The sequence below is a fragment of the Citrobacter sp. CK206 genome, assembly GCF_030333125.1.
In the GTDB taxonomy this organism is placed as follows: domain Bacteria; phylum Pseudomonadota; class Gammaproteobacteria; order Enterobacterales; family Enterobacteriaceae; genus Citrobacter_B; species Citrobacter_B koseri.
In genome coordinates this window covers 146,108-157,940 of the sequence record NZ_JAOWGM010000029.1, presented here as the reverse complement: position 1 = coordinate 157,940, position 11,833 = coordinate 146,108, and the positions used below count along the sequence as shown (strand labels likewise).

Genomic DNA, 11,833 nt, shown 5'->3' with positions numbered 1-11,833 from the left:
TTTGTTCTTTTCTTCGCAAATATATTCACTTTTTATGCGGCAATAGTGAATACCGGCGGGTTGTAACCCGTTGATTTTTCGTTTCCAAAACCGGTTTATGCATTTTTTCCTCTGGCTGGCACGAACAGTGCAATCTACATTTACAGCGCAAACACTCATTTTATTAACATATAAATAACTTTTTATTTACCGGAAGAGGTCGCTATGTCTCTGTCAATTACGCGTGAAAATTTTGATGAATGGATGATGCCGGTCTATGCCCCGGCACCTTTTATTCCGGTTCGTGGAGAAGGCTCACGCCTGTGGGATCAGCAGGGGAAAGAGTATATCGACTTCGCCGGGGGAATTGCGGTGAATGCGCTCGGCCATGCGCATCCGGCTTTACGCGAGGCGTTGAATGAGCAGGCGAGCAAATTCTGGCATACCGGAAATGGCTACACCAACGAGCCGGTGCTGCGACTGGCGAAGATGCTGATTGACGCCACCTTTGCTGAACGCGTCTTCTTCTGTAACTCCGGCGCGGAGGCCAACGAAGCGGCGCTAAAACTGGCGCGTAAGTATGCGCACGATCGTTTTGGCACGCATAAAAGCGGGATTGTGGCATTCAAAAATGCCTTTCATGGCCGCACGCTGTTTACCGTCAGCGCAGGCGGGCAGCCCGCGTATTCACAGGATTTCGCTCCGCTGCCGCCGGATATCCGCCATGCCGTGTATAACGATCTCAACGCGGCCAGCGAACTGATTGATGACACGACATGCGCGGTGATCGTGGAGCCCATGCAGGGCGAAGGGGGCGTGCTTCCGGCCACGAAAGCATTCTTACAGGGGTTGCGTGAATTGTGCGACCGACACAATGCCTTGCTGATTTTTGATGAAGTACAAACGGGGGTTGGGCGTACCGGCGAGCTGTATGCCTACATGCATTATGGCGTCACCCCCGATCTGCTTACCACTGCGAAAGCGCTGGGCGGCGGTTTCCCCATCGGGGCGCTGTTGGCCACTGAAAAATGCGCCAGCGTGATGACGGTAGGCACTCACGGAACCACCTACGGCGGCAACCCGCTGGCTTCTGCGGTGGCGGGAAAGCTGCTGGAAATCGTCAATACGCCGGAAATGCTGAACGGCGTTAAGCAACGCCATGACTGGTTTGTCGAACGCCTGAACGCCATAAATGAACGCTTCGGATTGTTCAGTGAAATTCGTGGACTGGGGCTGCTTATTGGCTGTGTTCTGGAGGCTGAGTTTGCCGGAAAAGCTAAACTTATTTCACAGGAAGCCGCAAAAGCCGGAGTGATGGTGTTGATTGCGGGCGCTAACGTGGTGCGTTTCGCACCTGCGTTAAACGTCAGCAAAGAGGAAGTGGCAACCGGGCTGGATCGCTTTGCGCTGGCCTGTGAACGCATCAAAGCAGGAGGTTCGTCATGATGGTGATCCGCCCCGTCGAACGACGTGATGTCAGTGCGTTGATGCAGCTTGCCAGTAAAACCGGCGGCGGCCTGACCTCTCTGCCAGCAGATGAAGCGACGCTGACGTCGCGTATTGAGCGCGCGCTAAAAACGTGGCGTGGCGAACTGCCGAAAAGCGAACAGGGGTACGTGTTCGTGCTGGAGGACAGCGATACGGGAAGCGTTGCGGGAATTTGTGCGATTGAGGTGGCCGTGGGGTTGAACGATCCCTGGTACAACTATCGCGTTGGCACGCTGGTGCATGCTTCTAAAGAGCTGAATGTCTATAACGCGCTGCCGACGCTGTTTCTCAGTAACGATCACACCGGGAGCAGCGAACTGTGCACGCTGTTCCTCGATCCCGACTGGCGTAAAGAGGGCAACGGCTATTTGCTCTCTAAATCACGCTTTATGTTTATGGCGGCGTTTCGCGACAAATTTAATGAAAAGGTTGTGGCGGAAATGCGCGGCGTGATCGACGAACACGGCTACTCGCCGTTCTGGGAAAGCCTGGGAGAACGCTTTTTTTCTATGGAATTCAGTCGGGCAGACTATTTATGCGGCACCGGGCAGAAGGCGTTTATTGCTGAACTGATGCCGAAGCACCCTATTTACACCCATTTCTTATCGGAAGACGCGCAGGCGGTGATTGGCGAAGTACATCCGCAAACGGCGCCGGCCAGAACGGTACTGGAGAAAGAAGGTTTCCGCTACCGCAACTATATCGACATTTTCGACGGCGGCCCGACGCTGGAGTGCGACATTGATCGGGTTCGGGCAATCCGTAAAAGCCGCCTGCTGGACGTGGTGGAAGGCCAGCCCGCGCCGGGCGAGTTTCCGGCGTGTCTGGTCGCCAATGAAAATTATCATCACTTTCGCGCCATGCTGATTCGTACCGACCCGGATACGCAACGTCTGGTGCTGACTGCGGCGCAACTTGATGCGCTCAAATGCCACGCGGGAGATCGCGTTCGTCTGGTACGTCTTTGCGCTGAGGAGAAAACCGCATGACTTTATGGATAAATGGCGACTGGGTAACTGGTCAGGGGGAGCGCCGGGTCAAAACGAATCCGGTGAATGGCGAAGTGCTCTGGCAGGGCAGCGACGCGGATGCGACACAGGTCGCTGAGGCTGGGCGTGCGGCGCGTGCGGCGTTTCCGACCTGGGCCAGGCTGCCTTTCGCCGCGCGGCAGGCCATCGTGGAAAAATTTGCCGCCTTGCTGGAGGTTCATAAAGCGGAGTTGACGGCAATTATTGCGCGAGAAACCGGGAAGCCTCGCTGGGAAGCGGCGACGGAAGTGACGGCGATGATCAATAAAATCGCTATCTCGGTGAAGGCATACCATGCCCGGACGGGAGAACAACAAAGCGAATTGCCGGACGGGGCGGCGACATTGCGCCATCGTCCGCATGGCGTGCTGGCGGTGTTTGGCCCGTACAATTTCCCCGGCCATTTACCCAACGGCCATATCGTTCCGGCGCTGCTGGCCGGAAATACCCTGATTTTTAAACCGAGCGAGCTAACGCCGTGGACTGGCGAAGCGGTGATGAAACTGTGGCAACAGGCGGGGTTGCCGCCTGGCGTACTCAACCTGGTGCAAGGAGGGCGCGAAACGGGACAGGCGCTCAGCGCGCTGGACGCGCTTGACGGCCTGCTCTTTACCGGCAGTGCGAATACGGGGTATCAGTTGCACCGTCAGTTATCCGGGCAACCGGAAAAAATCCTGGCGCTGGAAATGGGAGGGAATAACCCGCTCATTATTGAGAATCCAGAGGACATTGATGCGGCGGTACACCTCACGATTCAGTCGGCGTTTGTCACCGCCGGACAGCGCTGCACCTGCGCCCGCCGTTTGCTGGTGAAACGCGGGGAACAGGGCGACGCGTTTCTGGCGCGCCTGCTGGAGGTGAGTCAGCGTTTAACGCCGGGTGAGTGGGATGATGAACCGCAGCCGTTCATCGGCGGGCTGATTTCCGAACCGGCTGCGCGTCATGTGTATGAGGCCTGGCAGCGTCTTGAGGCGATGGGCGGACGAACGCTGCTGGCCCCACGTATGCTGAAAGCGGGAACGTCCTTGTTGACGCCGGGCATTATCGAAATGACCGGCGTGAAGCAGGTCCCGGATGACGAAGTGTTTGGCCCGTTACTGAGCGTCTGGCGCTATGAGCGCTTTGATGAAGCCATTCGTATGGCGAATAACACCCGCTTCGGTTTGTCGTGCGGGCTGGTGTCTCCCGATCGTAAGCAGTTCGACCAGCTACTGCTGGAGGCGCGTGCGGGTATTGTTAACTGGAACAAACCGCTGACCGGAGCGGCCAGCACGGCGCCGTTTGGTGGCGTTGGCGCGTCGGGGAACCATCGCCCCAGCGCCTGGTATGCAGCAGATTATTGCGCCTGGCCGATGGCGAGCCTGGAATCGCCGACGCTTGTACTGCCCGATTCGCTCAGTCCGGGGCTGGACTTCTCTCGCGAGGAACCGGTATGAAAGCGCATGAAGTGAATTTTGACGGTCTGGTGGGGTTAACCCACCACTATGCCGGGCTGTCCTTTGGTAATGAGGCGTCGATACAGCACCGCTTTCAGGTGTCGAATCCCCGCCTGGCGGCGAAGCAGGGCTTACTCAAGATGAAAGCGCTGGCGGATGCGGGATTCCCTCAGGCGGTCATCCCCCCGCACGAGCGGCCGTTTATTCCCGTGCTTCGTCAGCTAGGTTTTAGCGGGCAGGACGAGCAGGTGCTGGAGAAAGTGGCGCGCCAGGCGCCTCACTGGCTCTCCAGCGTCAGCTCCGCTTCGCCGATGTGGGTGGCGAATGCGGCGACGGTATGTCCTTCAGCGGACGCGCTTGACGGCAAAGTGCATCTGACGGTGGCGAACCTGAACAACAAATTTCACCGCGCGCTGGAGGCGCCGACCACGGCGTCTTTGTTGCGGGCCATCTTCCGCGACGCGCAGTTTTTCGCAGTGCACGACGCGCTGCCGCAGGTGGCGCTGCTGGGGGATGAAGGCGCTGCCAACCATAACCGGCTCGGCGGTGATTATGGCGCGCCGGGCATTCAGCTGTTTGTCTATGGGCGTGAAGAGGGCGTCGACACGCGTCCGGTGCGCTATCCGGCGCGGCAAACCCGCGAGGCCAGTGAAGCGGTGGCGCGTCTTAACCAGGTGAATCCGCATCAGGTTATCTTTGCCCAGCAGAACCCAGACGTTATCGATCTCGGCGTATTCCACAACGATGTGATTGCGGTGTCGAACCGCCAGGTGCTGTTTTGCCATGAACAGGCGTTCGCAAAGCAGGGCGAGCTGATGCGCCAGCTCCGGTCGCGCGTGGCGGGATTTATGCCGCTTGAGGTGCCAGCCAGGGAGGTTTCCGTGCAGGATGCCGTCGCCACGTACCTGTTTAATAGTCAGCTTTTAAGCCGCGATGACGGCTCGATGGCGCTGGTTCTGCCGCAGGAGTGCCGGGAACATGCCGGTGTGTGGCGGTATCTGAACGCGTTGCTGGCGGCTGATAACCCCATCAGCGATCTGCGCGTGTTCGACCTGCGCGAAAGTATGGCGAACGGCGGCGGCCCGGCCTGTTTACGCTTGCGCGTGGTATTGACCGAGGATGAGCTGCGGGCGGTGAATCCGGCGGTGATGATGAACGATACCCTGTTCAGCACGCTCAATGACTGGGTGGATCGTTATTATCGCGACCGCCTCACCGCCGCCGATCTGGCCGATCCGCAATTGCTGCGTGAAGGGCGGGAGGCGCTTGATACGCTGACGCAACTGCTTAACCTGGGATCGGTGTATCCCTTCCAGCAGGAGGGCGCAGGGAATGGATAACTTTCTGGCGCAGACGCTGGCAGGAATATCCCCCGATATTACGCAAGGGGAAACGGAGAGCTTTCACTGGCGCTGGCAGATGCCTGGTGTGCTTGAACTTACGCCTGCCGTTGAGGTTGACCGCGCTCTGGTACTCTCTGCGGGCATCCACGGCAATGAAACGGCGCCTGTGGAAATGCTAGACGCACTCCTTTCGGCGCTGTTTGAAGGGAAAATCCCCCTGCGCTGGCGATTGCTGGTGATTCTGGGGAATCCTCCGGCGCTGGCAGAGGGGGTACGCTATTGCCATAGCGATATGAACCGTATGTTCGGCGGGCGCTGGCAGATGTTCGAGGAGAGCGGGGAAACGCTGCGCGCCCGCGAGCTGGAACAACTGCTGGAGGATTTTTATTCCCGCCGCAAAACGCGGATACGTTGGCATCTCGATCTGCATACTGCGATTCGCGGCTCCCGCCACGTTCGGTTTGGCGTTTTGCCGCAACGGCCGATCCCCTGGGATGAACACTTTTTGTCATGGCTGGGGGCGGCAGGGCTGGAGGCGCTGGTTTTTCATCAAACGCCGGGCGGCACCTTTACGCATTTTAGCTGTGAGCATTTTGGCGCGTTGTCCTGCACGCTGGAGCTGGGCAAAGCGCTGCCGTTTGGGCACAACGATCTGACGCAATTTACCCCCACCGCGCAGGCGCTGGCAACGTTGCTGGCGGGAGAAAAGCCGATGGAAGGGGGAACGAGGCCGGTTCGCTATCGCGTGGTGGCGCAAATTACACGCCGCAGCGATGCGTTTGTTCTCTGTATGGATAACCAGACGCTGAATTTCACGCCGTTCAAAGAAGGAACGCTACTGGCGCAGGATGGCGATGAGCAGGTGATCGTTACCCATGATGTTGAATATGTTCTCTTTCCTAACCCTAATGTGGCCTGTGGTTTACGCGCTGGCCTGATGCTGGAAAAACTCGCGTAATTATTTCTCCCCTCAGGCGAACGTCTGAGGGTCTTATTTTTGTGTGCTATCGCGATTTATTACGGATTAATCCTGGTAAACTGCTTTATTAATAGTCATCGGTCAGGTATAGTTCTTCATATTTCCTGCAAAATCATCCGCTTGCAATAAAATATTGCAACTCTCCTCGATTTATTCTTTTTTTCTTCATAATTGACGAAAAATTGTTTTTTACACTTTCATTGTTTTACCGTTGCTCTGACTAATTGACGATTAAGGCGGTAAAGTTTATCTCGTCAACACGGCGCTACGCCGAAAGAATAACTGAAAGGAAGGACATAGATTATGCGTAAATTAACTGCACTGTTTGTTGCCTCTACCCTGGCGCTGGGCGCTGCGAACCTGGCTCACGCGGCTGATACCACTACCGCTGCTCCGGCAGATGCGAAGCCGATGATGCACCACAAAGGCAAATTCGGTCCGCATCATGACATGATGTTCAAAGATTTGAACCTGACCGACGCGCAGAAACAGCAAATCCGCGACATTATGAAAGGTCAGCGTGACCAGATGAAACGTCCGCCGCTGGAAGAGCGCCGCGCAATGCACGATATCATCGCCAGCGACAGCTTCGATAAGGCGAAAGCCGAAGCGCAGATTGCGAAGATGGAAGAACAGCGTAAAGCCAATATGCTGGCGCACATGGAAACGCAGAATAAGATCTACAACATTCTGACGCCGGAACAGAAAAAACAGTTTAATGCCAATTTTGAGAAGCGTCTGACAGAACGTCCGGCGCCGGAAGGTAAAATGCCAACACCCCCTGCTGAGTAATCCCTCAGCGTTACGCTAACGCATTCAAGACCGCCGGTCCTGTTCACAACATCTCTTCTCGATGTGGACAGGATCGGCGGTTTTTCTTTTCTTCTCGTTAAGGTAAATCTTCACTGCTGCCGATAACAACAATGTGCCATATTATGGCGCTGCGTCCTTCTCGGGAGTGATAATGGAATACTTTGATATCCGTAAAATGCCGGTAAACCTCTGGCGCAATGGTGCGGGCGAAACGCGCGAGATTTGTTGTTTTCCTCCGGCGACGCGGGATTTTCACTGGCGCGCCAGTATTGCGTCTATCGCCGGGAACGGGGAGTTTTCCCTTTTTCCTGGGGTTGAGCGCGTTATTACGTTACTGGAAGGCGGAGAGGTGATGCTGGAAGGCGTGAATACGTTTACCCATACTCTCAAGCGACATCAGCCATTCACGTTTGCAGGCGATAGCGTTGTGAAAGCCACGCTGTCGGAAGGGCAAATGTCGATGGATCTCAATATTATGACCCGACGCGATCGTTGTAAGGCGAAGGTCAGGGTTGCCGATCGCACGTTTACGACCTTCGGTTCGCGCGGTGGCGTTGTGTTTGTTATTAGCGGCGCCTGGCAACTGGGAGACAAGCTCCTGACCGCCGATCAGGGCGCCTGCTGGCATGACGGGAAACACACGTTACGGTTGTTGAAGCCAGAAGGACAGCTGTTGTTTAGCGAGATTACGTGGTTGCCGGGTTATACGCCGGACACCGTCCAGTAAGTGCAACAGGACGGCGCCCGATGGCGCTTTGCTTATCGGGCCTACGGGCGTTATGCAGCGATGTAGGCCGGATAAGACGGCACGTTCGCGCCCGATGGCGTTTCGCTTATCGGGCCTACGGGCGTTATACAGTGATGTAGGCCGGATAAGACGGTACGTCGCCATCCGGCGATTATGATTTCTTCCAGAAATCGTCAAATACTGTAATGGGTGTGCGACGTTTGTGTTCCGTTCGGATATACCAACCTTCGATGATTTTCGCGACGCTGGCATCCAGCGTTTTCCCTTCCAGATAATCATCAATGTTGTCATAGGTGACGCCCAGCGCCGCTTCGTCCGGCAGAGAAGGGCGATCGTCTTCGAGATCCGCCGTTGGCGCTTTCTTATATAAATGTTCCGGGCAACCCAGCGCGGCGAGCAGCTGTTTTCCCTGGCGCTTGTTCAGACGGAAAAGCGGGTTAATATCGGTACCGCCATCGCCATATTTAGTGAAGAAACCCGTCACCGCTTCGGCGGCATGATCGGTGCCGACCACCACACCGTTGGTCATTCCGGCGATACTGTACTGTGCCTTCATGCGTTCGCGGGCTTTTTCGTTGCCGCGAACAAAATCGCTTAATTCAATGCCTGCTTCACGCAACGCCTGCTCGCTGGCCAGAACGGCGCCTTTAATATTGACGGTCAGGACTCTGTCCGGCTGAATAAACGCGATCGCATCCTGACAATCCTGCTCGTCGGCCTGCACGCCGAATGGCAGACGCACGGCAATAAATTGCAGGGCGTCGTTCCCTGTCTCTTCACGCAGTTCAGTAATTGCGGTCTGGCACAATTTGCCCGTCAGCGTCGAATCCTGCCCTCCGCTGATACCCAGTACCAGGGATTTCAGGAAGGGATATGTTTTCAGGTACGCTTTCAGGAAATCTACGCTACGGCGAATTTCCTCTTCTGCATTAATGTGCGGTTTTGCGCCAAGCGCCCGGATTATCTCTTGCTGTAGCGTCATTTAACCCCTCCGAAGATTTTCAGAATAAATATACTGCGTTAAAGCTAACGCTTTGCTCTCTAAACGACAAGACTCCACGGCCTGAGTGGCGCAATTTACGGCATTAAAACGACATCGTTTTGTTTAATTGGAATTTTCTGAAAGATTTGTTGCATCGATTGTGGGCTTGAAAAAAGCCCTGATGTATTCCAGGCTTATATAACACGCTGATAAACAAGAGGACGGAAAATGAACAAGAATATAGCAGGAATTCTGAGTGCAGCGGCGGTAATGACTATGCTGGCAGGGTGTACGGCGTACGATCGTACAAAAGACCAATTTGTCCAGCCTGTAGTAAAAGATGTGAAAAAAGGGATGAGCCGGTCGCAGGTTGAGCAGATTGCCGGTAAGCCTTCATCTGAAGTGAGCATGATTCACGCGCGCGGTACTTGCCAGACCTACATCCTGGGTCAACGTGATGGTAAAGCTGAAACCTATTTTGTCGCGCTGGATGACACTGGTCATGTGATTAACTCCGGCTACCAGAGCTGTGCAGAGTATGACACCGATCCGCAGGCTCCGAAGCAGTAACAACTGTATATTGCCTGAGCATATGTATGAACCGGCCTGTGTGCCGGTTTTTTTGTTCCTGGGATAATCTTATTTATTGTCGCGAAATATTTGCCTGAAATGTGAGAGGGGTCATAACACCAGGTCAATGAGAGACAATTTTGTTAGTCAAAGAAATACCATCCGCCAGTTCTATCCCGTATACTCATTTCAGCCACCTAAAAAAGTAAATTCGGTTACGCAAGTTGTCCAGTGCATGGATGCAGGTTAAGGCTTGCGGAATGGCTGGCTAACAGATAATCGCATATGAGGATCGTTTTTATGGAAAAGAAACACATTTATCTGTTTTGTTCTGCGGGCATGTCGACTTCTTTACTGGTATCGAAGATGCGCGCTCAGGCTGAGAAATATGAAGTGCCGGTTATTATTGAAGCATTTCCTGAGACGCTGGCAGGAGAAAAAGGTCTTTCAGCGGATGTCGTGTTATTAGGCCCACAAATTGCTTATATGTTACCCGAAATTCAGCGTTTGTTACCCAATAAACCTGTGGAAGTGATTGACTCGCTGCTGTACGGCAAAGTCGATGGTTTAGGCGTGCTTAAGGCTGCTGTCGCAGCAATTAAAAAAGCCGCCGCAAATTAATTTTTTGTTTTAATTTTTCCCGTCAAAGAGTTATTTCATAAACATTCACCGCAATATTTTATTGCGGTATTTAAGGGTATTTTTCTATGAGTAACGTCATTGCTTCACTTGAAAAGGTACTCCTTCCTTTTGCTGTTAAAATAGGAAAGCAGCCGCACGTTAATGCAATCAAAAACGGCTTTATTCGCTTAATGCCGTTAACCCTTGCGGGGGCCATGTTTGTATTAATCAACAACGTTTTCCTGAGCTTTGGGGAGGGGTCGTTTTTTTATTCTTTAGGCATTCGGCTTGATGCTTCCACCATTGAAACATTGAATGGCTTAAAAGGCATTGGCGGAAACGTCTATAACGGTACGCTCGGTATTATGTCGTTAATGGCGCCGTTCTTTATCGGAATGGCGCTGGCGGAAGAGCGTAAAGTTGATGCGCTGGCGGCGGGGCTGTTATCCGTGGCGGCCTTTATGACCGTTACGCCATATAGCGTAGGCGAAGCTTATGCGGTTGGCGCGAACTGGCTGGGCGGTGCGAATATTATCTCCGGTATTATTATCGGTCTGGTCGTGGCGGAAATGTTTACCTTTATTGTGCGCCGCAACTGGGTCATTAGATTACCGGACAGCGTCCCGGCGTCGGTTTCCCGTTCATTCTCGGCGTTAATTCCTGGCTTTATTATTCTCTCCATTATGGGGATCATTGCGTGGGCGCTGGCGAACTACGGTTCTAACTTCCACCAGATCATTATGGATACCATTTCTACGCCGCTGGCATCGCTGGGCAGCGTGGTTGGCTGGGCCTATGTGCTGTTTGTTCCGCTACTGTGGTTCTTTGGTATTCACGGCTCGTTGGCATTGACCGCGCTGGACAGCGGTATTATGACCCCGTGGGCGCTGGAAAACATCGCCATCTATCAGCAGTTTGGTTCCGTGGATGCGGCGCTGGAAGCCGGGAAGACGTTCCACGTCTGGGCGAAACCGATGCTCGATTCCTATATTTTCCTCGGAGGGAGTGGCGCGACGCTGGGTCTGATTATCGCTATCTTCCTGGCCTCGCGTCGTGCGGATTACCGCCAGGTAGCAAAACTGGCGCTGCCGTCCGGTATCTTCCAGATTAACGAACCGATTCTGTTCGGCCTGCCGATTATTATGAACCCGGTGATGTTTATCCCGTTCATTCTGGTTCAGCCGATTCTGGCCGCCATTACGCTGATTGCGTATTACCTGGGGATTATCCCGCCGATTACCAACATCGCGCCGTGGACGATGCCAACCGGTCTGGGAGCGTTCTTTAACACCAACGGCAGCGTTGCCGCTCTGCTGGTCGCACTGTTCAACCTGGGCGTCGCGACGCTGATTTATCTGCCTTTCGTGGTTGTCGCCAACAAAGCGCAGAATGCAATTGAGCAAGAAGAAAGCGAAGAAGAAATCGCTAACGCACTGAAATTTTAAATTTAATCCGGCATGGTCTCCCCATGCCGGGCTGAACCAGAGGAAAACGTATGTTGGATCTCGAAAACGTAGCGGGTACGCCGTCAGAGGCTGAAGAACTCGAAGAAGTGGTGATGGGGCTTATCATCAACTCCGGTCAGGCGCGCAGCCTGGCTTATGCGGCGCTGAAACAGGCCAAGCAGGGTGATTTTGCTGCGGCAAAAACGATGATGGAGCAGTCGCGGATGGCGCTCAATGAAGCGCATCTCGTGCAGACGAAACTGATTGAAGGCGATCAGGGCGAAGGTAAAATGAAAGTCAGCCTGGTGCTGGTTCATGCTCAGGATCACCTGATGACGTCGATGTTAGCGCGGGAACTGGTTACAGAGTTAATCGAGCTTCACGAGAAGCTGGAACAGTGA

Annotated in this window: 12 protein-coding genes; 11 read left to right on the top strand and 1 reads right to left on the bottom strand. The window is 54.2% G+C overall.

What is annotated here, in order from left to right; translation table 11 throughout:
* Positions 1 to 204 precede the first annotated feature (204 nt).
* From astC to ves, 7 genes are all read left to right on the top strand, one after another.
* Positions 205 to 1,425 carry a succinylornithine/acetylornithine transaminase gene (astC, locus tag OGX81_RS15580; protein WP_071258197.1) on the top strand — a complete coding sequence of 407 codons (1,221 nt, stop codon included), beginning with the start codon at positions 205 to 207 and terminating at the stop codon, positions 1,423 to 1,425.
* Complete coding sequence (gene astA, locus OGX81_RS15575) at positions 1,422 to 2,456, top strand: arginine N-succinyltransferase (protein ID WP_104868736.1); 1,035 nt, start codon at positions 1,422 to 1,424, stop codon at positions 2,454 to 2,456. The genes astC and astA overlap by 4 nt, the downstream gene beginning before the upstream one ends.
* Complete coding sequence (gene astD, locus OGX81_RS15570) at positions 2,453 to 3,931, top strand: succinylglutamate-semialdehyde dehydrogenase (protein WP_104868735.1); 1,479 nt, start codon at positions 2,453 to 2,455, stop codon at positions 3,929 to 3,931. The genes astA and astD overlap by 4 nt, the downstream gene beginning before the upstream one ends.
* Positions 3,928 to 5,271, top strand: coding sequence for an N-succinylarginine dihydrolase (gene astB, locus OGX81_RS15565; RefSeq protein WP_104868734.1), 1,344 nt, complete (start codon positions 3,928 to 3,930; stop codon positions 5,269 to 5,271). Before astD ends, astB begins: the two co-directional genes overlap by 4 nt.
* A complete protein-coding gene (gene astE / locus OGX81_RS15560; protein ID WP_104868733.1) occupies positions 5,264 to 6,232 on the top strand; it encodes a succinylglutamate desuccinylase in 969 nt (322 codons plus the stop codon). Before astB ends, astE begins: the two co-directional genes overlap by 8 nt.
* Before the next feature lie 324 nt (positions 6,233 to 6,556).
* Complete coding sequence (gene spy / locus OGX81_RS15555; protein WP_047457387.1) at positions 6,557 to 7,045, top strand: ATP-independent periplasmic protein-refolding chaperone Spy; 489 nt, start codon at positions 6,557 to 6,559, stop codon at positions 7,043 to 7,045.
* A gap of 172 nt (positions 7,046 to 7,217) precedes the next feature.
* Positions 7,218 to 7,793 (top strand): environmental stress-induced protein Ves, encoded by a 576-nt coding sequence (gene ves / locus OGX81_RS15550; RefSeq protein ID WP_047457383.1) that lies wholly within the window; start codon positions 7,218 to 7,220, stop codon positions 7,791 to 7,793.
* Positions 7,794 to 7,965: 172 nt separating this feature from the next.
* Here the strand turns inward: ves and nadE are convergent, their stop codons facing one another.
* Positions 7,966 to 8,796, bottom strand: coding sequence for an NAD(+) synthase (gene nadE / locus OGX81_RS15545; protein ID WP_104868732.1), 831 nt, complete (start codon positions 8,794 to 8,796; stop codon positions 7,966 to 7,968).
* 228 nt (positions 8,797 to 9,024) lie between these two features.
* Between nadE and osmE the strand changes: the two genes are divergently transcribed.
* The 4 genes from osmE (at position 9,025) to chbA (ending at position 11,833) form a co-directional block, all read left to right on the top strand.
* On the top strand, positions 9,025 to 9,366 hold the full coding sequence (gene osmE / locus OGX81_RS15540; protein WP_012132630.1) for an osmotically-inducible lipoprotein OsmE: 342 nt from the start codon (positions 9,025 to 9,027) through the stop codon (positions 9,364 to 9,366).
* A 300-nt stretch (positions 9,367 to 9,666) separates the two neighbouring features.
* A complete protein-coding gene (chbB, locus tag OGX81_RS15535) occupies positions 9,667 to 9,987 on the top strand; it encodes a PTS N,N'-diacetylchitobiose transporter subunit IIB (protein ID WP_024130389.1) in 321 nt (106 codons plus the stop codon).
* An 86-nt stretch (positions 9,988 to 10,073) separates the two neighbouring features.
* A complete protein-coding gene (gene chbC, locus OGX81_RS15530) occupies positions 10,074 to 11,432 on the top strand; it encodes a PTS N,N'-diacetylchitobiose transporter subunit IIC (protein ID WP_012132628.1) in 1,359 nt (452 codons plus the stop codon).
* A 50-nt stretch (positions 11,433 to 11,482) separates the two neighbouring features.
* The gene (chbA, locus tag OGX81_RS15525) at positions 11,483 to 11,833 is read left to right on the top strand and encodes a PTS N,N'-diacetylchitobiose transporter subunit IIA (RefSeq protein ID WP_012132627.1); all 351 of its coding nucleotides are present in this window, start codon (positions 11,483 to 11,485) and stop codon (positions 11,831 to 11,833) included.

Coding starts and splice junctions, on each gene's coding strand:
- ves (WP_047457383.1), top strand. CDS start 7,218: ATGGAATACTTTGATATCCGTAAAATGCCGGTAAACCTCTGGCGCAAT.
- astA (WP_104868736.1), top strand. CDS start 1,422: ATGATGGTGATCCGCCCCGTCGAACGACGTGATGTCAGTGCGTTGATG.
- nadE (WP_104868732.1), bottom strand. CDS start 8,796: ATGACGCTACAGCAAGAGATAATCCGGGCGCTTGGCGCAAAACCGCAC.
- astC (WP_071258197.1), top strand. CDS start 205: ATGTCTCTGTCAATTACGCGTGAAAATTTTGATGAATGGATGATGCCG.
- spy (WP_047457387.1), top strand. CDS start 6,557: ATGCGTAAATTAACTGCACTGTTTGTTGCCTCTACCCTGGCGCTGGGC.
- chbA (WP_012132627.1), top strand. CDS start 11,483: ATGTTGGATCTCGAAAACGTAGCGGGTACGCCGTCAGAGGCTGAAGAA.
- chbC (WP_012132628.1), top strand. CDS start 10,074: ATGAGTAACGTCATTGCTTCACTTGAAAAGGTACTCCTTCCTTTTGCT.
- astD (WP_104868735.1), top strand. CDS start 2,453: ATGACTTTATGGATAAATGGCGACTGGGTAACTGGTCAGGGGGAGCGC.
- astB (WP_104868734.1), top strand. CDS start 3,928: ATGAAAGCGCATGAAGTGAATTTTGACGGTCTGGTGGGGTTAACCCAC.
- chbB (WP_024130389.1), top strand. CDS start 9,667: ATGGAAAAGAAACACATTTATCTGTTTTGTTCTGCGGGCATGTCGACT.
- astE (WP_104868733.1), top strand. CDS start 5,264: ATGGATAACTTTCTGGCGCAGACGCTGGCAGGAATATCCCCCGATATT.
- osmE (WP_012132630.1), top strand. CDS start 9,025: ATGAACAAGAATATAGCAGGAATTCTGAGTGCAGCGGCGGTAATGACT.